The sequence below is a fragment of the Paenibacillus sp. JNUCC 35 genome (genome assembly GCF_058269095.1).
This window is the reverse complement of sequence record NZ_CM177771.1, coordinates 5,367,885-5,394,260: the sequence shown is the minus strand read 5'-3', so window position 1 is coordinate 5,394,260 and position 26,376 is coordinate 5,367,885. Positions and strand designations below refer to the sequence as shown.

Here is a 26,376-nt window from a genome sequence, read left to right as displayed (position 1 = left end):
GGCGGCATCATGAAATATCGGTTCTCAAAAACTTTGGAGGCTTTTTCCTCCTCCGCTGTACGTGAAATTCTCAAGCTTACGCAGGGCAAGTCCATCATTTCTTTTGCCGGGGGCCTTCCGGCGGAGGAATTTTTTCCGGTAGAAGCCGTCAAAGAAGCGATCGGAAGAGTCATGGAGGGCGGCAAGTCCGCCCTGCAGTACGGGCTGACGGAAGGTTACACTCCGCTGCGCCAGAGCATCTGCAACCGCATGGCAACGAAAGGCATGCAGGTTACGCCGGATGACATGCTGCTGACGACAGGCTCCCAGCAGTCGATTGATCTGCTTACCCGCGTCTATATCGACGAAGGCGACGTCATTCTGGTCGAGCGTCCGACCTACCTCGCGGCCATTCAGGTATTCCAGGCGCGCGGCGCCAAAATCGTGTCGGTCCGGAGCGACCGACACGGGATGGATTTGGAGGATCTCGCCGTCCAAATCAAGCAGCACCGGCCGAAGATGGTGTATGTGAATCCGAGCTTCTCCAACCCGGCGGGCCGCGTGTGGAGTCTGGAGCGCCGTAAAGGCCTCCTGGCGGCCTGCCGTCAGAACGATGTGCTCATCCTTGAGGATGATCCGTACGGCGAGCTGAAATTCGGCACGACCGAAATCATGCCGTCCATCTTCTCGCTCGATCAGCATCCTGAGGGAAGCTGCGTCGTGTACACGAGCACGTTCTCCAAAATCGTGGCGCCTGCCCTGCGCACCGGTTGGGTCATGGGTGACCGCGCCGTTATCCGCAGCATGGCCCAGGCCAAGCAGGCGGCGGATCTGCACTCGAGCACCCTCGATCAGATGACGCTGTTCCAGCTGATGGAGCAGTTCGACATGGATGCCCATATCGGGCTGATCTCGGTCGAGTACGAAAAGCGGATGCGCACGATGGTGCAGGTGCTTCAGGAGAAGAACTGGCCGGGCGTCCACTGGAACGATCCGCAGGGCGGCATGTTCCTGTGGCTGGAACTTCCGGCGCACATTGACACGCAGGTGCTGCTGGCGGCCGCCGTTCAGCAGGGAGTGGCCTTCGTGCCCGGCGTTTCTTTCTTCGCCGACGAGCCGGAACGCAACACCATGCGCCTGAATTACACGCACGCCGGAGAAGCGGAGATCAGGCTGGGCCTCGAACGCCTGGATGCTGTTCTGCAGCCTCTGCTGGCGGCTGCGCCGAAAGTATAACGCTTTTAAAGTTTAGTAAAAGATCCTGCCTGGTTTTGTCGGAGAACGCTAAGAACTCTGATGGGACCGGCAGGGTCTTTTTTGCGTTCATGAAAAAAATGGATGGAGGGAGCGGCATCTTGAAGTGAAAAAAGGATGGAGGCCTCTCGAATAGATGTTTATAGGTTTTTCCTATGAAACTGATAGCTTTTATATCTTAGTCATCCGTTACCAAATGTGTTAAAACTGAAAGTAGAGATGCAGTAGGGATCGGATTAGCACGGCCCTGTCAGCTACGGACAATCCAAAGGAGTGAACGAACATGTCAGACGTGAAAAAAATCGCCGTCATCGCGGGGGATGGAATCGGCCCGGAAGTCGTTGCGGAAGCGGAGAAAGTTCTCAAGAAAACCGAGGAGCTTTTCGGTCATCGCTTTGAGACGGAGCACGGCTTGTTCGGCGGCATCGCCATCGACGAGAAAGGCACGCCGCTGCCGCAGGAAACGCTGGAACTGTGCCAGCGCGCCGACGCGGTGCTGCTCGGAGCCGTAGGCGGTCCGAAGTGGGACAACAATCCGAAGGAGCTTCGTCCGGAAACGGGCCTCCTCGGTATCCGCAAAGCGCTCGGCTTGTTCTCGAACATCCGCCCGGCTGTCGTGTTCGACTGCCTGAAGGACGCGTCCACTCTCAAGCCGGAAGTGCTTGACGGTACGGATCTTATCGTGGTCCGCGAGCTGACAGGAGGCATTTACTTCGGCGAGAAATTCCGCCGCGAGACAGAGAACGGACAAGAAGCGGTCGATACCTGCGCTTACAACGTAAGCGAAGTGGAACGCATCGCACGCCAGGCGTTCGAAATCGCCCGCACGCGCAGCAAGAAGCTGGCTTCGGTCGACAAGGCGAACGTGCTGGAGACTTCCCGATTGTGGAGAGAGACGGTCATCCGCATTTCCGCGGATTACCCGGATGTCGAACTTGAGCACGTGCTCGTCGACAACTGCGCGATGCAGCTTCTGCGCCGTCCTTCCAGCTTCGACGTTATCGTCACCGAGAACATGTTCGGAGACATCCTGAGCGACGAAGCGGCGATGCTGACCGGATCGATCGGCATGCTCTCTTCCGCCTCGCTGGGCGAAGGCAGCTTCGGTCTGTACGAGCCGGTACACGGCTCCGCACCGGATATCGCCGGTCAAGGGATCTCCAACCCGATCGCGACGATCCTCTCGGTAGCGCTGATGTTCCGCCTGACGTTCGGCTACCACGAAGCGGCGGACGCGATCGAGCGTGCCGTGAAGGAAGTGCTCGATGCGGGCCACCGCACGGGCGATATCGCGGTCGATAAGTCAAAAGCGATCGGCACTAAAGAAATGGGCGACCTGATTGTCGCAGCCATCCGTAAATAAAAGAATGCTTGATACCGACACGCAGAAGAGAATTTGCTTTCTGCGTGTTTTCTTTTGTAAAGAAAAGATGTAGGCGTCGGGATGCAAAATGAGCACTATTATAATAGGTAGAAATTCGTTTGAAAACTTCGCGTTAGCGAACAAAAAACAAGAAGCCGAAGGCCGTAATGGCAGCAAATGTTTGCACATTGGTCATATTTTTATAATAATTATTATTTAATAGACTCTATAATCTTGACTTTCTTTTGGGCGGATGATACCATTTTATTATTCGACAAGGAAAAGATCAAAGGAGGAATTTTTGACATGGCAGAACGTTTGGTAGGCAAACCGGCTCCGGCTTTCACTATGGAAACTGCACTTGGAGACGGAACGGATTTTGGTACGGCTTCTCTTTCCGATTACAAAGGCAAATGGTTGGTACTTTTCTTCTATCCTCTTGATTTCACTTTTGTATGCCCGACTGAAATTACGGCGCTTAGTGAAGCTGCTTCCACTTTCAAGGATCTGAAAACCGAAATCCTCGGTGTTTCCGTGGACAGCAAGCACTCTCACCGTGCATGGATCAACACTGCTCGTGAGGACAACGGCCTGGGCAAGTTGAACTTCCCGCTGGCGGCTGACCTGACGAAATCCGTAGCTCGCGACTACGGCGTCCTGATCGAAGAAGAAGGCGTAGCTCTGCGCGGCCTGTTCATCATCGATCCGGAAGGCGAACTGAAATACCAAGTCGTTAACCACAACGACGTAGGTCGCAGCGTAGAAGAAACTCTTCGCGTCCTGCAAGCTCTTCAGTCCGGCGGCCTGTGCCCGATGAACTGGAAACCTGGCGACAAAAACCTGTCCGTAAAGTAAGTTGACGGACTGATTATAGGAGCTCCTCACTTTCCGCTTAACGGCGGCGGGCGGGGAGCTTTTGTTACGATTGAGAAAGCCCTGGCCTTTCAGGAAAGAAAGGAGGAGCAGGATGGATATCCCGCAGGAACTGTTGTATACCCCGAATCATGAGTGGGTCCGGGTAGACGGAAGCCGGGCTACGATCGGATTGACGGATTACGCGCAAATGGAGATCGGAATGATTGTGTTTGCAGAGCTTCCGGAGGAAGGGGAGGAGCTGCAGGCCGGCGATCTTCTGGGGACAATGGAGTCCGTTACGGCGGAAGCGGATGTGTTTATGCCGGTGTCCGGAACGATTGTATCCACTAACCGGGAGTTGGTTAAGAACTCCCATTATATCAACCGTTTTCCCTACGGCTCGGGATGGCTTATTCAGATTGAGATGAACAAGCCGGAAGAGCTTGAGGCTTTGTGGAGCGCGGAGAAATATGCCGAAGTGTTTGGAGAGCGGCTGTAGACGCCGCCGGTCATGAGGTGCCGGTATGGACTTGGCGCCTTTCGTCTTTCCGGTGCAGCGGCTCGGAGCGTCCAAGCGTATACAGCGGCGGGGGATAAAAACAGCAGACCTTCACGCCCGTGGAGGGCCGAGAAAGCTCTTATAAGCCGCCGAAAAGCGTCTGTAAAACCTTTTCGGGTGGAGAGTGGGCCTTTGCTCTTTTGCAAGGGACCGGGCTGACCGCCTGATAAAAGAGGAAAGTGCTGAAAAAACCGCAGGCCGAATTAGATCGGCTTGCGGTTTTTTTTCAGGAGCAGGCACGGTTATTTTCCCGCAAGCTGCTCATATTTGCTCAAGTATTTGACGACGGCGAGAACAAAGGTGGCGTGCGACCAGGTGAGAGGGGCCACGGACACAGGATCGCCGTTATACGGATCGAGCTGCTCGGGAAGAATTCCGCTCTCCATCTGATGGTTTACGACCCATTCCAGCGTCTGCCGCGGTGTCTCCAGGTCCGCAAGCGTCTTGGCGCATTCGATTTCCCATTCGGCGATCCACAGCGTACAGATGATCCAGGGATTGCCTGGCACTTGGTCCACATCCTGCGACCGCTGGAAATAATAATCGTGATGATAGCGGGCTACGCCGCCGACAGGAGTCTTGATGGACAGGCCGTTCTTGTTGGCCTGCATGGTGCGTACCACGCGGTCGTCGTCCGCCGGCAGAACGCCGAACTCGAATATACCGTAGACCGAGCTTTCCAGCGTCATATCGCGGACCCAGGTTCCGTCCTTTTGGTACAAACCGCGGGCGAAACGGCCTTCTTTCTCATCCCAGAGATGAGTGAGGATGCCGTTTTTGATTTTCTCGGCCGTATGGCGGTAGCGGCTGCTGCGTTCCTCATCGCCGAACAGGTTGCAGAAGTTAGCCGCGGCGATCAGTCCTCCGTAAACCGCGGAAGCGGTGAACGTATAGATGCCGTACCGTTCTTCCCACAGGTCGTAGCTCGGCTTAGGCAGGCTCAGCTCCTGGTCGATATAGGTGGACATGAAACGTGCGGCCTTGCGGATCAAATCGCGGTAGAGGGACTGGACCAGCTCCAGATTGCCGTGCTTCTTATAGTCCTGCCAGAGAGCGAACAGCACGAGCGCCGTCTCGTCTTCCTGAATCGGCAGCTGCTCGCCCCCGTTGTGTACATACGGATGCCAGCTTGATCCGACGGTTCCGTCCGGGTTGTATTTGTGGTGCAAATACCCCTCGGGAGAAATCACGTTGGCGCAGAAGCGGTAGAACGGCTCCATCATCGCCTGATGGCCGGCCATGGACATGGAGTAGGCGACCAGAGCCCCGTCGCGAGGCCACATGTAGCTGTAATGGTCACGGTTGCTCTGCATGATGTCCGAATCGTTGGCCGCAATAATCGCGCCGTTCACGTCGGTTTGGGTGCGCACAATGAGCAGACTCTGCTTGAACAAGCGGATAACTTCTCCGCTCAGATCGCCGAACGACCGCTCCGTCTTGTTGACCCAGCGCTGCCAATAAATCTGAACGCGGTCGAGCAGCTTGCCGGGATGGCTTTCCTTGACATACTTATCGAGCTTTTTCACGTCCTCAAGCGTGCGGCCCGCACTCAGCCAGTAGTACAGGGTATGATCGCCGGAAGGCGGCACATACATCCGGAACGAAATGGTGCTGTCGACCGAGCCTTGCGAGATCGGATTGCCCATCAGATGACCGTCCTCGGCGTCGCGCCATGTGCCTTCGGCATTGTAAAAGCGCTTGACCCCGGTCGTATACTGAAAAATGCCGTCCGTTCCCGTACTTCCGTTGAACATGAAGTATTTGTCTTTTTTATAATGGAAAACGGTGTGATTGGCCGGGTAATAGGCGGCAGTGTCGCCGACCTCCGTCTCGTTGATTACGAGATCCTGATTAAAAAATACCCGGACTTCCTTCACCGCCGAGTGATGGTTGGTGATCTGAATCCGCTTCAGAAAAATATCCTCCCGCTGATGCACGCCGTCTTGAATGCGAAGCGTAACCCCGAGGCCGGGATGCGTCGCCTTCACGTCGGTCACTAAGGAGTCTTCCACATAAGCACGCTGAAACTGCCATTCAGGCGCGTCCAACCACGAAAAAGCACCGTCCACCCAAATTCCGACACGACAATGATACCCGCCGATATGATTCAGCTGCCCTACATAAGGATAGTACAAATCCCGCATGTAAGAGTGTTCATCCAGATTGATGAGAAACTTCCCGTTACCGACAACGAAATGTCTGGGCAAAAAATCACTTCCTTACTGGTTACTGGTAAATCCAGGTTATTCGCCATAAGGTTACCGTTTTCAGAAGAAGAGGTCAATAAGTTTTTGTCGATCTTTGGCAATTTATGGCGCTTTGGTACACGTTCGTGGTGGCGGTTCCGATTTCCTTCATATTAAAGTATGTGCGTAATTTAGCAGAGGCGCGCTTCGTAAAAAGAGCCACAAGCTCCGGATCGCCCAGCAGAAGGCAAATCTTCCCGGCCCAAGCCCGCGGATCCGCCGGAGGAAGCCGGAAACCGTCTACACCGTCTTCGACAAGTCCGGCGAGCCCGCCGGTGTCCGAAACGACGAGAGGGACGCCCGCTCTCATCGCTTCAAGCGCCACGATTCCGAAGGGCTCGTATAGGCTCGGGATGGCGCAGACATCGGCTTCTGCAAAAAGCCCGGCTTTGGCGGCTTCGTCGGCGAAGCCCGTAAAGCGTACGCGGTCTCCGAAGGGAGAGGCCAGCCCGCCGACAAAAGCCGCCTCCGGTCCCGTTCCGGCAATGATCAGTTCCATCTCCGGGAACTGCTCCAGGACGTAAGGGAGCGCTGCCAGAAGCAGCGGAATGTTCTTCTCCGGGACGAGGCGTCCGAGATATAGAATCCGGCGCTTTGCAAACGGCCGGCGCTGCGGATGTCCGGAATCTCCGGCACATGCCGGAACCGGATGCGGCTCCCGGTTGTTTTCCGCATCGGAAGAGGCAGGAAGACCGTTCGGAATGACCGTCACGCCGGATTTTTTACGGTTGAAAAGCGACGTCACTTCCTCCGCCATCGAATCGCTGCAAACGATAAGGTTGTCGGCCAGCTCTGCCAGGCTGCTTTCGGCAGCGTGAATTTTGCGGGAGACGGGATCGTCCAGCCGGCCCAGCTTGCGGCCGTGTTCGGTTGCGTGCAGGGTAACGACAAGCGGCAGGCGAAGAGCCTGCCGGCAGTCACGGGCGGCGTAATACACCAGCCAGTCATGCGCGTGGAGGATATCGAACCGAAGCTCCTGATTTTCCTCCATCAGACGTTCCACCCGTAAAATCATGGCGATGTTCAACCTGAACACCCAGTCGAGAAAAGCCGGGGATTCGGAGCTTTGCAGGGCTTCCACGCGATGAACGTGCACTCCGTTCCAAAGACTGTCCGAGGCCTCGTCATCCCGGCGGCATGTTATCACATGCACAGTATGGCCGTCACGGGCCAGTTGTGATGCAAGGTCTCCGACCGCTCGCCCCAGCCCTCCTATTAGATGAGGCGGGAATTCCCAGGCCAGCATGAGAACGCGGAGGGGGGCTTTTTTGTCGGTATTCGGAGCAGCGGTGGAGCTGTTTGCGGCAGGCGGTTTTGCCTGTGAACTTTCGGCGGATGGCTTGCCGGTTTCGCGCTCTTCGCCGGCCGTTTGCTCTTCGGGAGAAGGACCGGCGGGGGCAAAGGCGGGTGCCTGGGATGGTTTTTTATCCGCTAGCGTTTCGGAAAGATACCCCGGGAGGTAGGCTCTCCAATTAACATCGGGAAAGAGAGAAGCGCTTCTTTCCATTCTATGAAGCAATTCTAGCTCCCCGGGCGAAAGAATTGCGGGTTGTCTCGCATCTATATCATCCAGTATCGGTAGCAGTTGATAGAAGTTATTCCTATGTTCGTGAAATCTTTCGGCGGCATAGCCCGCCATGTCTCCCGATTCGATCATAAACGCCCAATCGCTGCTTTGGGCGAGCATAAGCTCCCGCGCAGCCTGGCGTAAAATTCTGTCGGTGAGAGCGGCGTGCGAAAGATTTTCATGATCGCGCCGATCCGGGCCGGAGTCAGGGGAATGGAAGGACAAAGGATCCGAACTTGAAATGGCGTCATGTTCCACAGAGAGGGCTTGGTGAGCTGTTCCCGCTGCGGTGTCTGTCCGGGCGACTCTTGTGGCGGCCAGCGCCATGGCTTCTTCTGCGGCATGCAGAAGCGGATACATCCAGTCTGTAGCCGGATTCAGCCAGACTCTGGCATCGCCTCCCCGTCCCCAGCTGGATAAAACGGGGGCCGTGCCTTTGCCGAAAGCGTAGCGCTCCTCATATAGAGAGGGCGTAAGAAACACGGGCTGCTTCTCCGAATTGCAAAGTGAAGAGCCAATGCGCGAACCGCTGGCGGCATACTGCCGCCGCTGTTCACGGTCACCTTCGCGCAGCAAGGTTTCCAGCCAGAGGGGGCCTTCGTGCCACCAGTGTCCGAAAAGCTCCAAGTCGAAGGCGCAGACGGCAACCGGCCGGGGCGGCAGGAGGCGTGCCTCCGAAGCGGAAGCGGCCGGCCGGGAGGCCCCGCTTTCTCCAGCATAACAGCCGGAGGCGCGGGTGTGCTCGGCTTCCGGCGTTGTGCAGGCAGCCGGCGTTCGCCGTGCGGCGTCTCCCGCAGGGGCCAAAGCCGGGAAAGCCTCCGCAGGCTGGCGTTTGGCGGCAGCGGAGACGGAGGAGACGAGCCCGGCTGTCGCCTGGGCGGTCGGCACGGCAGCGTCCCAATCGGCTGCGGAGTCAGCGGCATCAACGACGGCCGCTCCGCGCGTTGCCGCTTCGCTGTCCTGAGGCTCCGCTGCGCCGAGTGATGCGAGGAAATGCCTCGCATGCGCGGCGGCCAGCTCCGCGGCGCGGCCGGCGTCGTACGGGGCTTCGCCTCCGGCTCCGTCTCCGCCCCCGGCGGCGCCCGTTATGCGACAGTACTTGTAGCCTGTCGCAACGGGAGTGCCATCCGGCAGCACGTACGGCCGGATGTAAGCTTGCTCGGCCGGAGTGCCGCGGCTGAGCTCATACCCGATATCGCGGTAATATTCGCGATAATCGGGGTGGCCGGGGTAGCCGCTATCCCGGCTCCACACGAGAGCCGAGGCGGCCGCATCCCGAGTGAAAACCTGGAGGCCGTCCGGTGTGACGTACGGAGCGGCCGGTCCCTGTCCGGCTCCGGATTTGTCGTCCGACGCCTCCAGGATTGTAAAGCGCAGCCCCAGCCTAAGCAGGATAGGCTCCAGCTTGGGCGTGTACCCGCATTCCGGCAGCCAGATCCCGGAGGGGGCGAAGCCGAAATACCGCCGGAACTCCGTCACGGCGGTATACAGCTGCGCGAACGCGGCTTCCTCCGTTTTGAACAAAGGGAGGAAAGGGTGGGTAGCGGCTGCGGGAATCAGCTGGATCAGGCCGCGGTCGGCATACAGGCGCAGCCGCGGGATCATTTTACCGTCTATCTTGTCGAGTAAAGTAAGCATGTCCGCATACCTTCCGGCATAGCGGGAGGCAAGGGAGGCCGGCCCGGGCTTGTCTGCAAGCCGTTCTTTTTCTTTGCGGCCCAGCTCCACACGCCGTTTCAATATTTCCCGCGTACGTTTCTGCAGTTCGGGATTCTCCCACATAGACAGAAGCACGGGGCTTACGGACAAGGTCACCGGAGAGCAGACCTTGCCGTTTAGCAGACGGTCCATACAATCCACGAAGGGCAAATAGACGTCGCACATCGCTTCATGAAACCAATATTCTTCTAGAGTGAGACCGCCGTCGGGCCGGTAGACGTAAGGCAAATGCGCGTGAAAAACGAGCAGAGCGGGAACGGGCTGGGATATGCTCACGGCTTTTCTCCTTCCTGTTTGGGCGGCGGATAGATCGTGTAAGTAGAATAGAAGTCAAAATCAACCGGCAGAAGAGGAAAAGGGGGATGATTGTTCCCGCTGTGCCGCCCTTCTTCCGGGAACGGACTTTCGCCGGAACCGTCACCGGTCCTAACGGGAGCGGACCTCAATAAAGGAAGAAAGCCGTCATTGGCATTCAGCATTCCCAATTCCGCCAGCCATAGACCCTTCCGGCCTTGCGTGCGGATATAGGCGGAACCGGCGTTTTCGGCCGGTAGCATGGTTCGGACCTCATAAACGACAGACTCGCTGGAGCCTTCACCGTATCCCCTTATGCGGACGGATACCAGACCTTGTTCGGCTTCGGTTCCGTACTCGGCGATCATGGAAGCCAGGCGGGATGAAAGCGACCAGTAAACAAACAGAACCGTCTGCTGCTGAATCATAAGATGCACATTGCCGAGCTTGGGCTGCAGCAGCGGGGAATGGATTGGACGGATACCGTGCAGAGTAAATTCCTCTCTTCCTTGCCGGGCGTATGCCGTATCGTTTTGAATGGTTCTATTGTAGCACAGCGGAAGGAAGCTCCCAATCTTTGAGGGGAGGAAGCCGGAGAATGTAGCGACGGCAGGGTGTCCCGCTTCCCGCTGTCCGGTTACTGCCGCTTATTTTACCACCGGTCCGTCATCTTCATGTAGGGGTGGTCTGGGGAAGCCGCCGCGATTCCGTCAAGCGCATCAGCGTATCGTAACGGTTCGCCGAGTCCCAAAGGGCTTGAATGTCTTCCAGGTCGAAACCGGTGTAATTCTCCACCTTTCCCGTGTGGTAATAGACCGAGAATTCACCGGTCTGGCCCTCGAATTTGGCAAAAGCAATCTGCCGAGAAATGATGGGAATAATCGTCATTGCACGTTCCCTCCGATCTGGTGGTAAAACGGACTCCGGCATGGTTAGCGCAGTTCCCGGAAGTCCTGTTCCTCTTATTTTATGCGGGCCGTGTTAGAGTTAGAAGCGCGACAAAGCTTGGCCCCGAAGGGTATAAGCTTGCGATTGCGGGTCCAAAAACGGAGTCGAGCGAGGCCTATTTTGCTAGAAAAAGAGGAATTTTCCTTTGTGCCGGTGAATAGGAATGTTGTAAAATAAAGCATCACATGCAAACGACATGCGTAAATTCACTTCCGCAGGCCGGGAAGGTCTGCAGGACGATCCTTGGGAGGGAAGTATTATGAGTTTCTGCTGCGGTGCAAGTATGATCGGGTCGAAGGGGACCCTTAAACATATACGAACAAGTATTCACAATGTTCCGATCCTTTTCTGTCCGGTTTGTCACCGGATCGAGGTTCATCATCTGATAGAAAACGAGTATGAACTGCTGGCCGAATACGCGCACGGAGACGGTGCCGCCGAGGTTGATTTCATCGATTATGTGGAAGGCAAGCAGGGACCGGCTATTTATGAGAACTGCGTGAACCACGAGGAAGAGGAACCGATGGAAATTGTCCAGAACCAGATCGACATGGGACTGGATCTGCTTTCGGTCGCTAAGTCTCTCGGGGACAGCGCGTGGGAGGACCAGCTCAAAAAACGTCTTCAGGTGCTCAGCCGCCGCCGGAGCAAGCTTGTTAAAGGCCGTACGCCTCAAAGTCCTTAAGCCTCAAAGCAATTGCACTTATCATAGATGGTATTCTCATATAAAAAACGGCCGGAGGGTGCTCTGGCCGTTTTTTTTGTTTCATGCAAATGCGCTGGAAGAAAGAGCTTTTGTACAGCTTTTTTTAATAGGTACAGGCGGTAGTATGGATCTTGCAGATTACGGATAATACCATTAATACCCTTATGCTGGAACATAATTATGCTTTTTCCGCGTTTTTTGAGAAGATGAGAGGTATTCGGCTCTTTTTTCTGAGAAAACCCTGTGAAATCTCTTAACTTTTTCGCCGATATTAAAGCTTGTGCTATAATAGCAAAGATTGACCCCCCGAAGAAATTGCTGGAAATCGAATTGTATAAGTGAGGTGGAACAGTGATTCTGGTACTGTTTAAGAAGTTATTCGGCAGCAAGCGTCAGTCCAGCCACCACCAAAAAAACGCACCGCAGCCTGAAGAGGTTGTGAAGAAAATACAGCAGGGAGACCTGCGTCTGCGCAATCAGTTTATCTCGGATTACCAGCCGTTTGTCATCAAGGTGGCAAGCCGCTTTTGCAAAAGATATATTGATCCTGCCAGAGACGACGAATTTAGTATTGCTTTAGCCGCATTTAACGAAGCCATTAATCAGTTCTCCCATGACATGGGGCGTTCGTTTCTCGGTTTTGCCGAGACGGTGATGCGCCGCAGACTGATCGACTATTTGAGAAAGGAGCAGCGGTTCAAAGGACAGATTCCGTACAGTGCGTTTGACCAGGAAGACGAAGAAGATCATTACGTGAATCCCATCGAGATTCATCAAGCGCTGGAACAGTATGAGAAACAGAAGGGAATAGAAGAACGCCGCGGAGAAATTGTGGAATTTAACCGCAATCTTGCCGTTTTCTCCATTCAATTTACCGATTTGGTCGATGCCTCTCCCAAGCACGAAGATTCTCGTATCATGCTATTCGGGATCGGCAAGCTCCTCTCCGAAGACCCTGAACTGATGCGTCTTCTGCTTAGCAAAAAGCAGCTTCCTATTAAGGAACTTCTGGGTAAGGTCAGCGTCTCCCGCAAAACGCTGGAACGAAACCGAAAGTATTTGATTGCCATAGCGCTCATACACACCGGCTCCTATCCATATCTCAAAGAATATCTGCATATTAAAGAGCAATCAAAGCAAACTTTCCAGGAAAGAAGAGAGGCATATGAGTAAAGGCATCGTCATGGAGCTGAAGGGAAACAGCATTATTGTCATGACGGAGGAGGGGCGTTTCGAGCGCATTTCTAAGAAAGGGCGAAACTGCCAAGTCGGACAAGAAATCCGTTATAAATCGACACGGGGATTCGGGCGTTCTCAGATTTTGGTGCTGACATCCGGGCTTACGGCTGCCGCGATTATTTGTTTTGTCTTCATCGGCGGCTTGTTAAACATGGGCAGCCAGGTAAAAGTGGCGGCGTATGTGACGATGGACGTTAACCCGAGCGTAGAGCTTGCGCTCGACGATGAGGAGATCGTACGGGAGGTCAGAGGGCTCAATCAGGACGGCGCCCGGATGGCCAAGGCGCTTCATGTGGAAGGCAAGCCCCTGACCCAGGCCGCTTCCGTTATTCTGGATTGGCTTGATCAAGGCCCGCTCGCCAAAGGCGAAGGGGATATTATCATTTCGAGTACGGTTGTAGGCAACGAGCGCAAGGTGAGCGACGTTCTGCTGGCCGACAAAATGGAGAAGCAGGTAACGGACCATCTGCTCGCGAACCATGCCGACCTGAGTAAATATGCGGTCGCGGCTTTCGCGGCGCCGCCTGAACTGCGGCAGGAAGCGGGTACGCATCAGTTGTCCACGGGCAAGTACGCGATTTATTTGAACGCGAAGAGTATGGGGACCGAAATCAGCCTGGATCAGCTGCGTGAGATGTCCATTTACACACTGGCCAAGCAGATGGGCGGAATGGGGAAGCTGTATAACCGCACGCAGCCCATCAAAAAAGACAACCTTACAAATTGGCTGGCCATGGAAAAGGAAGGCTCCTGGAACAAGGATAACGTGGCTCTGCCTGGTGAAGAAGAAAAGAATCAGCCGGTTCCCTCCAAGACGCCGGTTCCTACGCCTACGCCTTCGGACAATTCTGCAGGAAACACGGCGAATACGGGCGGCAAGGCCTCCGGAACCAAAGTGACGCCTGTACCTACACCGACCCCGAAGAAGGAGAATACCTACACCGGCAGCGGCAACGCGGACAACGCACGGGAAGAATGGCTTCGTCAGAAAGCGGAGCGGGAATACAAGCGCGCTCAGGAAGAGTTGAAGAGGAAACAGGAAGCGCAGAAGGAAAAAGAAGAAAGAGAAAGAAAAGCACGGGAGAAAGAACGCGAGAAGCAGAAAGAAAAAGAAAAGAAAGACAAGAATCAGGAGAAGGACGACAGGGATGACCGCGATTCCTGGAAGGGCGGACATTCTTTCCGGATCCCATCCAAAGAGGGCCCGGCTTATTATAACATCGGCTGAGCGGGTACCCGTTTAACGCTTGAACGAATAAGCAGGCCATCTGCAAACAGGCTCTAATAAGAAAAGATAACCCCGCCGACCGCGGGGTTATTTAATTCGCACATCCAGACGGGACAGTGAATTTCGGCAGCGGCAGGCGCTGCCGTTTTTAAGGCGGGATCTTACATTTTCCTCTTTTTACGCTCCAAATCGTATCGTAATTTTAACCTTCCTATGTTACAATGAGTGAGATTCCGATAATTAGCAAATTCGCGAGGAAATGTAAGAAAATGACGAAAAAACCTTGATTTTTGACGAAAAGTGTCGTCGTGCCGGGTACACAACCCCACGCATAATCTAGGAGGAGTCACATGCCGGATATCCGAACGATGTATCTGCAAGTTTTGCAAGAATTGATGCAAAGCGGACCGGAGGAAGCCCGCTCATATTCCAGCACCCTCAAGCCGCTTATCTCCTCTATGCTGCCGGAAGAGGTGGCTCTTCTGCATGATAGATGCATGCGGGAGTTAACCGGTCCTGCCAGACCTGAAGATGCTGTGCTGTATTATCAGCAATCGTTCCAAATACTTAGTGAAGCGATATCCTTTTGCACGTCTCAATCCGAGCAGACTGGTAAAGAACCGTCAAGGCGCTTTACCGGCAGATTGATGCAGGACTCTTCCTACCAGTCGTCCAACAGCAAGTATGAGAATGTGCTCCAGCATATGGACAGCGGGATAGCGTTATTCGACCAGGAAGGCTTTCTTTCGTTTGCCAACGTAAAGCTCGGCCAATTCCTGGGACTGCCCCGCAAAAGCATGATCGGACGCACGTTCTACGAGCTGGTCAGGCTGCGGAAGCTTTCGAGAGGCATGCGTAAACTTCTGATCAAGCTTCACCGCGAGATGTTCGTGTACCGGCTGCCCTTTCAGGAAGTTCTGGACGAGAAGGGCCAGCACTTTCTGGTGACGGCCAAGTACGATGAGGAGCTGGACGGGGACATTCTCATTTCCGTCAAGGACGTGACCGACTTCAAGAGGATCGAGCAATCCGTCTATTATAACGACAAGCTGGCCATGCTGGGGAAAATCGCGGCTTCCATCGCTCACGAAATCCGTAATCCGCTTACCTCGATCCGCGGGTTTATTCAGCTTTTGCAGCCTGAACTGCTTCGTCTGGGCAAACAGGATTACGCCGATATTATTTTAAGTGAAATCGACCGCGCCAACGACATCATTTTTGAATTTCTGAATTCGTCCAAGCCTACGGCTCCGGTGAAGCAGAAGATCCAGATCGCCTCGCTTATTAAGGAAGTCGTGCTGCTGTTCGAGAGCGAGGCTTTGTTAAAAGGCTGCGATATCCAGTTAAGCGAATCCGACCCGAATTTATACGTATGGGTGGACGTGAAGCAGATCAAGCAGGTACTGCTCAACATTGTTAAAAATGCCATAGAAGTGATGTCCGACGGACAGAAAGAGCATGGGCTTATTCGCATCCGGACGATTAAAGTGGATCATCAAGTATGGATTTACATAGAAGACAACGGCAGAGGAATGGATCAGAAAACGCTTTCAAAATTGTTCGATCCGTTTTTTACGACGAAAGAAGACGGGACTGGCCTGGGGCTTTCCGTCTGCTACCGCATCATCAAAAACCATGGCGGCGTCATTCATGTGGAAAGCGAGGTTGGAGAGGGGACAAGCTTCCGGATTCAGCTCCCTTTAAACTGACGCGACGGTGTATTACAATAGAAAAGAATGCCCATATGCTCCCCGCTGACGATGTTGCTGATAAACTCGCCGGCCTGAGGGAGTTTTGACTATTTAGAACGGGAATACTGCAAACGCGGACTGAAGGGAAAGACTTGCTGCAGAGGCATGAGAGGGGCTGAATTCTTAGTTGAGAGCGGACTATACAACGAATACGAAAATTTCTATCACGGAAAGCGGCGGATGGGCCTCGGCGGAGGCGGATGCCCTGCTGTTCTTCACGACTGAGGGGGAAGACCCGGGGAGCCTGCCGGATCTGCCGGCGGAGCTCCTGGCTGAGCTGGACCGGCTGAAGCGGACCGGACGCTTCAAAGGAGGCGCCGGTGAAGTGACCGTGCTTCCGGCATACGGGCGCCTGGCCGCGCCGTACGTGATCGCCGCCGGTCTCGGTGCGGCGCCGGCGGGTCGCGACACGCTGCGGCTTGCCGCAGTACAAGCGGCCCGCGAAGCACAGCGGCTCGGGCTGAGCCGCCTGGCCGTGCTGCTGCCGGAGGGAGCCTTCCCGGCTGAGCCTCCGCGAGGCGGGACGTACGCGGCTCCGCTTGCGGCGCAGGGCGTGAGCGGAGCGGATGCACGGACGGCGGCAGGCGCGCGGTCTGCACCGCAAAGCACCGGCGCGGCAGACGAGCGGCCTGCGGGTGCGGCTCCTGCCGCGAAGACGGTGTTCACCGTGGCGGAAGGGCTGCTGCTCGGCGCGTACCGCATCGCCACGTACGCGCGGGAGGCGAAGCCGCGGCAGGAACTGGCCGCGGCGCAGCTGTTCGTTCAGCGGGACGCGCTGAACGGGGAAGCGCTGCAGGCGGCGGTGGCCGCCGCCGAAGCGTATGCGGTCGCGACGAACTATGCGCGCGACCTGACGAACCTGCCCGGCAATCTGCTGCTTCCTTCCGATCTGGCGGAGGAAGCGGAGAAGCTGGCCGGGCAGTTCGGAATCGCCTGCGAGGTGCTGGATGAGCAGGCGATTGTGGAGCGCGGCATGGGAGCGCTCGCGGCCGTCGGCCTCGGCAGCGCGAACCCGCCGCGCATGATTACGCTGAGCTACGACGGCGATCCGTCGTCGGGTGAGGTGCTGGGGCTTGTCGGCAAAGGCGTCACCTTTGACACCGGCGGCATTTCCATCAAGCCTGCGGGCGGCATGGAAGAGATGATCAGCGACATGGGCGGAGCGGCGGTGCTGCTCGGGCTGCTGATCGTGGTGGGCCGGCTGAAGCCGCGCATCAACCTGCGGATTGTCATACCGGCCGCCGAGAATATGCCGTCCGGAACTGCGATGCGCCCGGGAGATGTTATCACGACCTTAAGCGGACGCACGGTCGAAGTGCTGAATACGGATGCGGAAGGGCGGCTCATTCTTGCAGACGGCGTCACGTATGCGATTGAGAAAGGGGCGACCCGTCTGATCGATATCGCTACGCTGACAGGCGCGGTTCTCGTCTCTTTCGCCGATGTCGCCACAAGCGCCCAGACGAACGACGATGCCTTCCTCGCTTCCGTTCTGCAAGCCTCGATACAAGCGGGAGAAAAGGTGTGGCAGCTCCCGAATTTTCCCGAATATCGGGAAATGCTGAGAAGCACGGTCGCCGATATCAAAAATGCCGCCGCTCATAAGTGGGCGGGAGCGATTATGGGCGGCTCGTTTATCGAGGCGTTCATCGAAGATAAGCCATGGATTCATCTGGATACGGGCGGTACGGCGTGGCTTTGGGGAGATCGGGGTATCGATCCGAAGGGCGGCACCGGCGCCATGGTGCGTACGTTGGCCGAATATATTTGCGGAGACGGAGTGTAAGCCACTCCCTTCGATACATTCTGCACCGGCGGAACAGACGGCTTGTCCGTCGAAATGGCGAGGTTCACGGTCCGGGTTCGGCAGGTCTTAGATCATACAGCATCTCCGCATCGGGCAAGCTCAAGGGCTGTAATATGGCCTAGCATGGCGTTGGTCACGTTGGTCAACCCGGTCAGGAAGTTTATAAAGGAAAGACCCGGTCCTTGTACTAGGACCGGGTCTTTCGGTTTTATTTTAATAGGGAACGTGTCCGATCAGCTTGGCGCGGTCTTACAGACGGCGCGAACGGTCAATGTCATCATTCGGCGCATTGTAAGGCAGACCCGAATTGACATCGTAGGCCGGGGTATCCGTATCGCGGAACACCTGATCGTCGTATGTGGATGCGTTCAGGGAGCGGTTCGTACGGAAGGTGTCGTAAACGTGAGCGTCGCGTTCGGCATCGGAATCGACGAGGACGAGGATTTTGCCGTCATTGACATAGTTGTCGTACTGCCGGGCTTCGTCCTCCGGGATGCCCATGCCTACCAGGCCGCCCACGATACCGCCTGCGCCCGCTCCGACAGCGGCACCCGTCAATGTAGCGGCAATTGGTCCCGCCGCGATGAAGGGGCCGACGCCTGGAATGGCCAGTGCGCCGATTCCGGCCAACAGGCCGGTCACGCCGCCGAGAACGCCGCCTGTAGCTGCGCCCGTGGCTACGCCTTCAGGCGCTTTCGTTCCGGTTTCATCTAAAATATCGGCTGAATCTTGTTTATCCTTGGCAATAACGGAGATATCATCGGCATGGAAACCTTGCTGTTTAAGACCATCGATCGCTTGAATAGCTTCTCTTTCTGTATCGAAAACACCAACAATTTTCTTATCCATTTTGAACTACCTCCTCAAGTTTCGTACAGTATTCTCTCATTTCGCTTAGCTTTCTTCCGGTTACAGCATATCCTTACCCCGCAGGCTCCGCCGGTAAACGGGTTTCGGACAACTTACGGACGTTTCCAGATATTAACGGATCCCGCGAATAACCGAGATGAAGCGCGAACAACGTTTCCTTTTAAGGAAGCGATTTTTAAAATGTAAAAACTATTTGACATTTCTGTCCGTTCTTTTATAATGAAGGTATGTAAAAGATATTTGACATTTTGAATGAAATCACAAAAGAGCTTATGCATCATAGACCGGGAGGAAAAGGTTATGAAACTGAACCTGCGTAAAGCGGATGAAATGGAACGATATCAGACGGATAAGTCGGCGAAGATTGCTTTTATTTTTTATACGGCGGCCCTGCTTGCCTGGGGGCTTTATAATTTTTTCAGCACGGGGAAGACGGGGTGGGAGTTTACGATTCTGCTCGTAGGCAATGCGATTTTTCTGTGGTCCCGCGTGGTGTACGGGCGGAAAATGCAGTAAGAGGCTGCCGGCGGAGCCTGAAGAGGCGCGCAAGCGATCAGGTGAGTATGTGAGGACAGATGGGCCTGAAAAGGTTAAAGGAAGGGGCCGGGCCGGTTAAGCTGCCTCTGGTCTCGGACACAAAAAGATGACCTTGGAGAGGCCATCTTTTTATTGTAGAAAAGAGAGCGGTTACAAACAAGTATTCGGTCATAAAGATCTTTAAAGGTCTTTTGGTGTTGCTTTGGCTCCGTTTAAGAGAGGACTTTGCTGCTTTTATCGCGAAAAGTACTGCATACCATGTGGGGATAAAATGCACATCCAAACAATGAGGGGGAACATAGGAGAATGAAACGGTCTTTTTGGAAAAAAAGCGCACTGGCCGCCGGAACCGCGCTCGTACTGGTCACGGCTGCGTCGCCCGCAAGCGCTCACTGGCTTTACGAGGATATTGACGGGGTTCCTTGGGCGCAGGAGAGTTTAATCAGCACGTCTCAAATGCACGTGATTGACGGGGTGTCCGAGAAAACGTTCGATCCCGATGCGAAGGTAACGGGCATCCAGTTCGTCAAGATGGCCGTGATGGCGGGCGATCCGTCTTACGAACCCGATCTGGGCAGCTATGCAGCCTGGTATGGGGCTTATTTAAATAAAGCTCAGTCGGAGATAGGTCTTGTGGACGAAGCTTTCCCGAAAACGATGCTCAATCCCGCTTCCCGCCTCGAAATCGTGCGTGTGGTGAGCAAGCTGATTCAGCTGGAATGGAGGTTTAAATCGGTTTCGGACGAGGACGCCGTGGCGCTCTGCGTAAAAGAGGGTATCCTGCAGGGGCGTGCCGAAGGTGATCTGGCCTTGGAGGCTCCCGTTACCCGCGCGGAAGCGGCCGTCCTGATCGACCGTGTCATGGAGAAAACGGGCAAGTACGGCAAGCGCTTCGACAAGCCGGTTGTCGGAGTGGAAGGCGGGGCATTTGTCCTGAACGGACTGCATCTGGGACAGAAGGCAGAGGAAGTTTCCGCTATTCTCGGAACTCCGTTCCTGAAAGGGCAGGATGAGCTGGACGGGGATGCTGCCGAAGAGTATAAAAATTTCTATGTCGCTTACTATGAGGGCCAGACATCGAGGATTATGTATAAAGCGGTAGATGAAAAGCTTCAGTCCGGCGATGTCGAGCTTCCGGATGCAGCCGTTTTCAAAGGTTTCGGCTCCACTTATTATTACTTGGAGCAGTCGGAGGAAATCCTGATGGTGAAGGATCAGAGCACGTACCTGGGCTTCGCGGACGGCAATTTCTATTTCCACGTCGATAACGGCGGTATCCAGCCGTATAACGAGGCGGCGCGCAAGCTGAACGATTTGTTCGAAAAGCACCGGAAGCAGTAATAGCGGAATGCGGCCCTTTTACCTTGGGGTTGAGCGCGGAACGGAACGAAAATCTTAAAAGCCCGGGCAAAGTCTCGGGCTTTTTTACGTGCTGCCGGGCAATGCGTTTTTGTGAGCAAGGGGAGTTCAGATGATTTTCCCGAAGAGGTTCATTCCATGAATCTCTTCTTATTTTGGCCGAACGGGGAAAAGGACGAAAATTTTCTGCACGGATGATTGTTTATGGAGATTGAGGCTAAACATTTTGTTCTCTATTGAGGCTAAACATTTTGTTCTCTTTTGTCGATATTAGAAGAGGGGATTCCAACAATTGGGTAAACCGCCAGTCAAGCGTTAATGAAACGCTTAATCGGAAGTTACCGTTTCTGCCGGGCGAACGCCATTGACCTAAAAGGAGGATCACATTTTCCAGGTACCGACAAGGACGTCGAAATTACAGTTCGGGTTCGGCACGAAAAGAAGGTCAGCTTTTTGAACAGTTGCGGAAGGAATGTTTGTCTAAGCAGGTTTCCGTGAGGGCTGTCCAACAAGAACAAAGACTAGGAGATGAAATGATGCGGGCAATGAGGATTTTGGCTTTATTCCTTACCTTAACTCTGGTATCGAGCAGCTTCGGCGCAATGAGCGCGATGGCGTTGGAAGTTACCAGCCTGGTGCTGAACAAAAACGAACTTTCGCTGGAAGTAGGCGGCACCGCTTCCCTTACGGCAACCGCGGTTTACGACAGCGGCGCGACCGAGAACGTAACGGTTAAAACCGACTGGACCTCAGGTTCTCCGGAAATCGCATCCGTGTATGCGGGATCGGTTACGGCGAAGAAAGAAGGCAAAGCCGTCATTACGGCCACCCATAAAGGGAAAACGGTTATCGTCAACGTGACGGTAAGCAAGCATGTCCGTTCTCTCATTAAAGACGTACAAACGATTGATTTGCGCAAAGGCAAATCCGAACAAATTAAACTGACGGCCTACTATGACGACGGTACGAACGAAGACGTAACGAAAAAGGCCGAATGGAACATCGACAACGGTTCCGTGGCTACGGTAGTCAACGGTCTCGTCACAGGTCAAAGCTCGGGTACGGCGATCGTATCCGCGAAATATAACAACCAGATCGTTTCCGTACCGGTCAGCATCGAAATCGCGAAGCGGGTAGATCCCGATAAGTCGCAGATCTCCATGCTTCTGAAAGACTCGGAAGCGATCACGTTAATCGCGACTTATCCCGACGGCACTTCCGAGGATGTTTCGGACATCGCCGAGTGGGAATCCGACAACCCGAATGTGGCGGATGTCCTGAAAGGCAAAGTTACCGGGTATGGACCGGGTAAAGCTACGATCAAGGCAAGCTATGGCACGAAGTCGGCGTCTATCAAGGTAGACGTGGACAATGCCATCAAGCTGGACTTGGGCAAGGAAACGGTTCTGCTGAAGAAAAACGGCACGGAGCAGCTGAACCTGAAAGCGACTTATGCCGACGGGAGCTCCGATGATATTACGGCTCGCGCGGACTGGACTTCCAGCGACGAGAATATCGTCAGCGTCGTCAAAGGCAAGCTGTTCGCGAATGCTACGGGCGAAGTGACCGTTACGGCCAAGTACGGCACGAAAACCGTTTCGGTCGTCGTAGACGTGGATGTTCCGAAGCGTCTGGAAGCCGAGAAGGAGCCGTTGTTCCTGCAAACCGGCAAAGAGGAGCAGATCGTCCTATGGGCGACCTATGCCGACGATACGAAGGAAGACGTGGCGGATGAAGCCAAATGGACGGTCGACAACGAAGCGATTGTCAGCGTGACAGACGGCAAAGTAACCGCACGTAAAGCCGGAGAAGCCAACGTAACCGCGACTTACGGCGGCAAAACCGTTACTGTTAAAGTGTCGGTCGATATTCCGAACACGATCAAAGCAAGCGTGAAAACCGTTAACTTCCAAGTAGGCAGTTACGAGAAGGTAACGCTGAACGCGATCTACAGCGACGGCAAGGTGGAAGATGTAACGGAGAAAGCCGACTGGACCTCCAGCGCCGCGGACATCGCGGAAGTACGCAAAGGCGTGATTACCGGCGTAGGTACAGGTGCCGCTACAGTGACGGCGAAGTACGGTACGAGAACGGCTGTCGTTCAAGTGTCCGTAGGTGTGCTGAAAACGTTGACCACCGGCAGCAAGACCACCATTTCATTGAAAAAGGCCGGTACTCAGGTGCTGGACCTGACGGCGACATATTCGGACGGCACCAAAGAAGATGTGACGAAAGAAGCGGCCTGGACGAGCTCCAATGAGAAAGCGGCGACCGTAGATGCCGGTCTGGTAACGGGTATCGCTTCCGGCGAGTCTACCATTACGGCCACTTTCAATAACAAGACGGTTACATTCAAGGTTCAAGTCGATATGGCGGACAAGCTGACGGCGAATCCGTCGTTCCTGAATTTCGATCTCGGCGAGAACAAACTGATCACCCTTACGAGCACGGATGGAAGCGGAACGCCGAAAGACGTGACGAAAGAGGCGGAGTGGACCTCCAGCAGCGCGGCAGTTGCCACGGTGGATAACGGTCTCGTGACTCCGGTCTCCCGCGGCAAAACGACGATCACCGCGAAGTACGGCGGCAAGACGGTTACGATTCCGGTCGAAATCGGCGTCGTTTCTACTCTTGAAGTGGACAAGCGTTTCGTGACGACCAAATCCGGATCGAGCGTTCAAATCAAAGTAACGGCGACTCTTTCGGACGGAAGCAAGAAAGACGTTACTTCGAGCGTCCTCTGGAAGTCCAGCAACTACAAAATTGCGGATGTGAACGCAGGGAAAGTAACGGGCGTCAGCGCGGGAAGCACGACGGTTTCCGCAACGTTCGGCGGCAAGAGCATTTCGGTTCCCGTCGATGTGGACAAATTGAAATACTTGCAAACCGACAAAGTTACCGTGGAGCTGAAAGCGGGAGCTACGGCGAACGTGAAGGCTACGGCAACGTTCGAGGATCTGTCCGAGCAGGACGCTACGGTCCAGGCGTTGTGGAAATCTTCCAACATCCGTGTAGTGGACGTGAAAGACGGTATCATCCGGGCAACCGGCAAAGGCAAGGCCACGATTACGGTTACGTATGCGAAGAAATCGACCAAAGTCTACGTGACGGTCAACTAATCAAGTAAATGAAGAAAAGGACCTGCAGCCGCGGGTCCTTTTTTTCATATTCCCCCAAGGGGATTGGGCGAATTGAACAGACATGAAATTTCTGTTAAGATAAATTTAAACAACGTTTTAAACATTGTTTAAATTGACTGAAAGGAGACTTTCCGCTTATGAAAAACTCGGATAAATTTAATCCGTCCACGAAAGAAAAAATTTTGGAGACGGCCCTGACCCTGATCAGGAACGAAGGATTCGAGAGCGTGACGATCCGGAAAATCGCTGCCTTGTCCGACACCAACGTTTCGCTCGTCAATTATTATTTCGGTTCGAAAGAGCGGCTGATCAGCGAAGCCATCAAAGTTCTGCTCGGCGGATTCCAGGATGCTTTTACCGCTCTGGACGATCCCCGGAGCGGTCCCCGGGAACGGCTGAAGCAATTTCTGATCCGGTATGCGCAGGTAATCGGGCAGTATCCCGACCTCGTTCGCAAGATCATTGCGATGGGCACTCCCGTCTTCAGTTCGCAGCACGAATACGGGGAATTTCTCAAAACGATCGGTTTCGATAAAGTCCGCACCGCCCTAAGTGAGATTACCCGTGAGGAAGACCCGCGCCTTCTGACCGGGATGCTCATGCAGATTTTCGGAGCGATCTTCCTGCCGGTTCTTATGAAACCGATCCTGGAAAGCGGGACCCAGTCGCAGGTGGCGCCGGTCGAAGAGCAGGTGGAGCTTCTGTTTCAACACTATTTCCGGGATTAACCGGGCTGGAGGGAAACGGGATGAATTTTTTGCGGAAATATTGGCAGGACCTGGGCGGACTAGCGGCAGTAGCCGTACTGATTGTTCTTGGGCTGTCATGGAACGATCTGCCGGAGCTGACCAAGATCTTATGGTTCAGTTTTGCGGCCATTCTCGTTCATCAGTTCGAAGAATACCGGTGGCCCGGAACTTTCGCCGGTCTTTTTAACGGCCTCATCTTTCAAAGCTCTTCGCCGGAACGGTATCCTTTGAACACGCAATCCGCGATGGTCATTAATCTTCTGATCGCTTATGTGTTTTATCTGCTGCCGATCCTGTTCCCGGAAGTCGTGTGGCTGGCGCTCGGTCCCATCCTCATGGGCTTCTTCCAACTGGTCTGGCACGGAATTTTCGCCAATGTGAAGGCACGGACGCTTTACAACCCGGGCTTGTTTGCCGTCATCGTTCTGCATATTCCCGCCGGTGTATGGTACATCCGGTACATTACCGTTCAGGGCATGGCCTCGGGGATGGACTGGTTGTGGGGCTCGGTATACTTTGTCATCGGGACGTACCTGCTGATTATTCAGGGCAACGCCTGGATGAAAAATAAAAACTCGCCGTACTCCTTTGCCCGCAGGCAGTTGGGCCGGTATGCGGGCCGATAAGAGACTCTCACGCGTTTAAGAAGCCCACTAGTCTTCCGTAAAAAAGAAGCCGCTGAACCATCGCTGCAGATGGCTTGCCGGCTCCTTTTTCATTTCCGGGTGAAGCTGCGATGCCTCACGGGCCTTTCGCCGGGCGTGTCAAGTCAGCAGATGGCCGCCTTCGACATGGAGGACGGTGCCCGTTACGAAGCTGTTGCGGAGCAGATACAGCACGCTCTCGGCCACGTCCCGGGACCGGCCAACCCGTTTGGCCGGCAGTCTGGCGGCCACGGATTCGTAGAAAGCGCTGCGAACCGCGTCATCCATGCCGGCACGGGAAGGCGTATTAATGATGCCGGGCGAGACGACATTGACCCGCAGCGGAGCCAGCTCCAGGGCAAGGGTCTGGCCGAGCGACGCGACTGCGGCATTCACGGCACCGAGGCTTGCGGAGCCGGCCATCGGCTTGAAGGCAACGACGCCGGAGAAGAGAGTGATGGAGCCGCCTTCCGTCACGAGAGGAGCGGCATGCTTCGCCGCGTGGTACTGCCCCCAGAATTTGCTGTCAAACAGCTGCCGGGCTTTGGCTGTTTCGGTGGCAAGGAAGGGGCCGGACCAAGTCTGCGCCGCGGTGACGACCAGATGATCCAGGCGCTTGACGTCGCGCGTCATGAATTCCTTGACGGCCTGCTCGTCGGCCATGTCCAGCTCATAGGCCGCAACGGTGGACCCGAGCGTATTCCGGGCTTGGCGGAGCTTGTCCGCCGATCGGCTGGCGATCACAACCTCGGCCCCCTGCTCCAGGGCCAAAGCCGCGGTCTCCAGCCCGATTCCGGAGCTGCCTCCGATAATCACGATTTTTTTTCCTGCGAGTGTCATGTTAAATTTCCTCCTCGGTTTGAGTTCGTCATGATGGACCGTTTCTGCCGAGAATAGTAAGATTGGCAAAAGGGCGGCCGGTGATGATTACTCTAAATCCAATAATTCATTTAGGGAAGTAGTAATATTTAATTCACCTTATTTCCCTAAAGTAACTATTGTGATATAGTTGGTTCCATTCAAGCAATAAAAACGGGAGGTCTATCGTTGGAAGAAGTTAAATTAAGCAAGGGCACCCCCGGTACGAAGTGTCCGATCGAGGCGGCCTTGGGGATAATCGGCAGCAAATGGACCTTTCTTATTATCCGGGACTTGCTGATCGACGGAACGGTGAGATTCGGAGAACTGCTGAAATCTTTGGAGGGCATCAGCCCCAAAACGTTATCGGTTCGTTTGAGAGAGCTGGAAGAGAGCGGAATAGTCGTGAGAACCGTGTATCCCGAAGTGCCGCCCCGCGTGGAATACACGTTAACCGACAAGGGAAAACAGTTGGAGTCCATCTTCATTGAGCTGAAGGAGTGGGGCTTGAAACTGTAGGGCGGTATAGCAAGTGGTTGTTTTACTTTCGGCTAACAGCTGCCGTCTCTCTGTAGTTAACTAGTCTAGTCATCGGAGGAACCCTAGATAATACGTTCTACTCATTGCCGTACAGCCAACAAAAAAATCCCCGTTCTTAGCCGGCAGGGAAAGCGCCGGACCGGGCGAACGGGGATACGTAACGG

At 54.7% G+C, this 26,376-nt stretch carries 21 protein-coding genes; 15 read left to right on the top strand and 6 right to left on the bottom strand.

The features are described from left to right. Positions 1 to 9 precede the first annotated feature (9 nt). From AC2TF6_RS24310 to gcvH, 4 genes are all read left to right on the top strand, one after another. Positions 10 to 1,215: an aminotransferase-like domain-containing protein gene (locus tag AC2TF6_RS24310; protein ID WP_009672276.1), complete on the top strand. Its 1,206-nt coding sequence runs from the start codon at positions 10 to 12 to the stop codon at positions 1,213 to 1,215. A gap of 301 nt (positions 1,216 to 1,516) precedes the next feature. After that, the gene (leuB, locus tag AC2TF6_RS24305) at positions 1,517 to 2,596 is read left to right on the top strand and encodes a 3-isopropylmalate dehydrogenase (RefSeq protein ID WP_103994369.1); all 1,080 of its coding nucleotides are present in this window, start codon (positions 1,517 to 1,519) and stop codon (positions 2,594 to 2,596) included. Positions 2,597 to 2,902: 306 nt separating this feature from the next. Then, entirely contained in the window at positions 2,903 to 3,451 is a 549-nt protein-coding gene (locus AC2TF6_RS24300) for a peroxiredoxin (protein WP_009672122.1), read from the top strand. Between the two features lie 112 nt (positions 3,452 to 3,563). Then, positions 3,564 to 3,950 carry a glycine cleavage system protein GcvH gene (gene gcvH / locus AC2TF6_RS24295; protein ID WP_491308872.1) on the top strand — a complete coding sequence of 129 codons (387 nt, stop codon included), beginning with the start codon at positions 3,564 to 3,566 and terminating at the stop codon, positions 3,948 to 3,950. A 302-nt stretch (positions 3,951 to 4,252) separates the two neighbouring features. Here the strand turns inward: gcvH and AC2TF6_RS24290 are convergent, their stop codons facing one another. The 4 genes from AC2TF6_RS24290 to AC2TF6_RS24275 form a co-directional block, all read right to left on the bottom strand. Beyond that, a complete protein-coding gene (locus AC2TF6_RS24290; RefSeq protein ID WP_491308871.1) occupies positions 4,253 to 6,217 on the bottom strand; it encodes a glycoside hydrolase family 15 protein in 1,965 nt (654 codons plus the stop codon). A gap of 73 nt (positions 6,218 to 6,290) precedes the next feature. Further along, a complete protein-coding gene (locus AC2TF6_RS24285; RefSeq protein ID WP_491308870.1) occupies positions 6,291 to 9,818 on the bottom strand; it encodes a 1,4-alpha-glucan branching protein domain-containing protein in 3,528 nt (1,175 codons plus the stop codon). Further along, positions 9,815 to 10,264, bottom strand: coding sequence for a DUF4912 domain-containing protein (locus tag AC2TF6_RS24280; RefSeq protein WP_491308869.1), 450 nt, complete (start codon positions 10,262 to 10,264; stop codon positions 9,815 to 9,817). The genes AC2TF6_RS24285 and AC2TF6_RS24280 overlap by 4 nt, the downstream gene beginning before the upstream one ends. Positions 10,265 to 10,508: 244 nt before the next feature. After that, positions 10,509 to 10,724 carry a hypothetical protein gene (locus tag AC2TF6_RS24275; protein ID WP_009672162.1) on the bottom strand — a complete coding sequence of 72 codons (216 nt, stop codon included), beginning with the start codon at positions 10,722 to 10,724 and terminating at the stop codon, positions 10,509 to 10,511. A 319-nt stretch (positions 10,725 to 11,043) separates the two neighbouring features. Here AC2TF6_RS24275 and AC2TF6_RS24270 point away from each other — a divergent pair, with 319 nt between their 5' ends. The 5 genes from AC2TF6_RS24270 to AC2TF6_RS24250 all read left to right on the top strand — a co-directional run bounded on the left by AC2TF6_RS24270 (position 11,044) and on the right by AC2TF6_RS24250 (position 17,494). Then, on the top strand, positions 11,044 to 11,469 hold the full coding sequence (locus AC2TF6_RS24270; protein ID WP_491308868.1) for a hypothetical protein: 426 nt from the start codon (positions 11,044 to 11,046) through the stop codon (positions 11,467 to 11,469). Positions 11,470 to 11,841: 372 nt separating this feature from the next. Then, the gene (gene sigI / locus AC2TF6_RS24265) at positions 11,842 to 12,663 is read left to right on the top strand and encodes an RNA polymerase sigma factor SigI (protein ID WP_009672036.1); all 822 of its coding nucleotides are present in this window, start codon (positions 11,842 to 11,844) and stop codon (positions 12,661 to 12,663) included. Next, complete coding sequence (locus AC2TF6_RS24260; protein WP_491308867.1) at positions 12,656 to 13,957, top strand: anti-sigma factor domain-containing protein; 1,302 nt, start codon at positions 12,656 to 12,658, stop codon at positions 13,955 to 13,957. Before sigI ends, AC2TF6_RS24260 begins: the two co-directional genes overlap by 8 nt. Before the next feature lie 350 nt (positions 13,958 to 14,307). Beyond that, the gene (locus AC2TF6_RS24255) at positions 14,308 to 15,666 is read left to right on the top strand and encodes an ATP-binding protein (RefSeq protein ID WP_491308866.1); all 1,359 of its coding nucleotides are present in this window, start codon (positions 14,308 to 14,310) and stop codon (positions 15,664 to 15,666) included. 169 nt (positions 15,667 to 15,835) lie between these two features. Next, on the top strand, positions 15,836 to 17,494 hold the full coding sequence (locus AC2TF6_RS24250) for a leucyl aminopeptidase (RefSeq protein WP_491308865.1): 1,659 nt from the start codon (positions 15,836 to 15,838) through the stop codon (positions 17,492 to 17,494). Between the two features lie 270 nt (positions 17,495 to 17,764). Here AC2TF6_RS24250 and AC2TF6_RS24245 read toward each other — a convergent pair whose 3' ends face one another. Continuing rightward, positions 17,765 to 18,364, bottom strand: coding sequence for a general stress protein (locus AC2TF6_RS24245; RefSeq protein WP_009672226.1), 600 nt, complete (start codon positions 18,362 to 18,364; stop codon positions 17,765 to 17,767). Positions 18,365 to 18,685: 321 nt separating this feature from the next. Between AC2TF6_RS24245 and AC2TF6_RS24240 the strand changes: the two genes are divergently transcribed. From AC2TF6_RS24240 to AC2TF6_RS24220, 5 genes are all read left to right on the top strand, one after another. Further along, positions 18,686 to 18,901, top strand: a complete 216-nt coding sequence (locus AC2TF6_RS24240; protein ID WP_491308864.1) for a hypothetical protein — start codon at positions 18,686 to 18,688, stop codon at positions 18,899 to 18,901. Positions 18,902 to 19,228: 327 nt separating this feature from the next. Further along, complete coding sequence (locus tag AC2TF6_RS24235) at positions 19,229 to 20,263, top strand: S-layer homology domain-containing protein (RefSeq protein WP_491308863.1); 1,035 nt, start codon at positions 19,229 to 19,231, stop codon at positions 20,261 to 20,263. Between the two features lie 554 nt (positions 20,264 to 20,817). Beyond that, positions 20,818 to 23,400 (top strand): Ig-like domain-containing protein, encoded by a 2,583-nt coding sequence (locus tag AC2TF6_RS24230; protein ID WP_491308862.1) that lies wholly within the window; start codon positions 20,818 to 20,820, stop codon positions 23,398 to 23,400. Positions 23,401 to 23,558: 158 nt separating this feature from the next. After that, positions 23,559 to 24,149: a TetR/AcrR family transcriptional regulator gene (locus tag AC2TF6_RS24225; protein ID WP_491308861.1), complete on the top strand. Its 591-nt coding sequence runs from the start codon at positions 23,559 to 23,561 to the stop codon at positions 24,147 to 24,149. A gap of 20 nt (positions 24,150 to 24,169) precedes the next feature. Next, the gene (locus AC2TF6_RS24220; RefSeq protein WP_491308860.1) at positions 24,170 to 24,796 is read left to right on the top strand and encodes an HXXEE domain-containing protein; all 627 of its coding nucleotides are present in this window, start codon (positions 24,170 to 24,172) and stop codon (positions 24,794 to 24,796) included. 138 nt (positions 24,797 to 24,934) lie between these two features. On the opposite strand, the gene AC2TF6_RS24215 is transcribed toward AC2TF6_RS24220, so the two are convergent. Further along, positions 24,935 to 25,654, bottom strand: a complete 720-nt coding sequence (locus tag AC2TF6_RS24215; protein ID WP_491308859.1) for an SDR family oxidoreductase — start codon at positions 25,652 to 25,654, stop codon at positions 24,935 to 24,937. Between the two features lie 207 nt (positions 25,655 to 25,861). Here AC2TF6_RS24215 and AC2TF6_RS24210 point away from each other — a divergent pair, with 207 nt between their 5' ends. Continuing rightward, positions 25,862 to 26,191 carry a winged helix-turn-helix transcriptional regulator gene (locus AC2TF6_RS24210; protein WP_491308858.1) on the top strand — a complete coding sequence of 110 codons (330 nt, stop codon included), beginning with the start codon at positions 25,862 to 25,864 and terminating at the stop codon, positions 26,189 to 26,191. Positions 26,192 to 26,376 lie beyond the last annotated feature (185 nt).

Excerpts from the sequence above, each read along its gene's own strand:
- AC2TF6_RS24310 (WP_009672276.1), top strand. The coding sequence starts at position 10 with ATGAAATATCGGTTCTCAAAAACTTTGGAGGCTTTTTCCTCCTCCGCT.
- leuB (WP_103994369.1), top strand. The coding sequence starts at position 1,517 with ATGTCAGACGTGAAAAAAATCGCCGTCATCGCGGGGGATGGAATCGGC.
- AC2TF6_RS24300 (WP_009672122.1), top strand. The coding sequence starts at position 2,903 with ATGGCAGAACGTTTGGTAGGCAAACCGGCTCCGGCTTTCACTATGGAA.
- gcvH (WP_491308872.1), top strand. The coding sequence starts at position 3,564 with ATGGATATCCCGCAGGAACTGTTGTATACCCCGAATCATGAGTGGGTC.
- AC2TF6_RS24280 (WP_491308869.1), bottom strand. The coding sequence starts at position 10,264 with ATGATTCAGCAGCAGACGGTTCTGTTTGTTTACTGGTCGCTTTCATCC.
- AC2TF6_RS24275 (WP_009672162.1), bottom strand. The coding sequence starts at position 10,724 with ATGACGATTATTCCCATCATTTCTCGGCAGATTGCTTTTGCCAAATTC.
- AC2TF6_RS24270 (WP_491308868.1), top strand. The coding sequence starts at position 11,044 with ATGAGTTTCTGCTGCGGTGCAAGTATGATCGGGTCGAAGGGGACCCTT.
- AC2TF6_RS24260 (WP_491308867.1), top strand. The coding sequence starts at position 12,656 with ATGAGTAAAGGCATCGTCATGGAGCTGAAGGGAAACAGCATTATTGTC.
- AC2TF6_RS24255 (WP_491308866.1), top strand. The coding sequence starts at position 14,308 with ATGCCGGATATCCGAACGATGTATCTGCAAGTTTTGCAAGAATTGATG.
- AC2TF6_RS24245 (WP_009672226.1), bottom strand. The coding sequence starts at position 18,364 with ATGGATAAGAAAATTGTTGGTGTTTTCGATACAGAAAGAGAAGCTATT.
- AC2TF6_RS24240 (WP_491308864.1), top strand. The coding sequence starts at position 18,686 with ATGAAACTGAACCTGCGTAAAGCGGATGAAATGGAACGATATCAGACG.
- AC2TF6_RS24235 (WP_491308863.1), top strand. The coding sequence starts at position 19,229 with ATGAAACGGTCTTTTTGGAAAAAAAGCGCACTGGCCGCCGGAACCGCG.
- AC2TF6_RS24230 (WP_491308862.1), top strand. The coding sequence starts at position 20,818 with ATGCGGGCAATGAGGATTTTGGCTTTATTCCTTACCTTAACTCTGGTA.
- AC2TF6_RS24225 (WP_491308861.1), top strand. The coding sequence starts at position 23,559 with ATGAAAAACTCGGATAAATTTAATCCGTCCACGAAAGAAAAAATTTTG.
- AC2TF6_RS24220 (WP_491308860.1), top strand. The coding sequence starts at position 24,170 with ATGAATTTTTTGCGGAAATATTGGCAGGACCTGGGCGGACTAGCGGCA.
- AC2TF6_RS24215 (WP_491308859.1), bottom strand. The coding sequence starts at position 25,654 with ATGACACTCGCAGGAAAAAAAATCGTGATTATCGGAGGCAGCTCCGGA.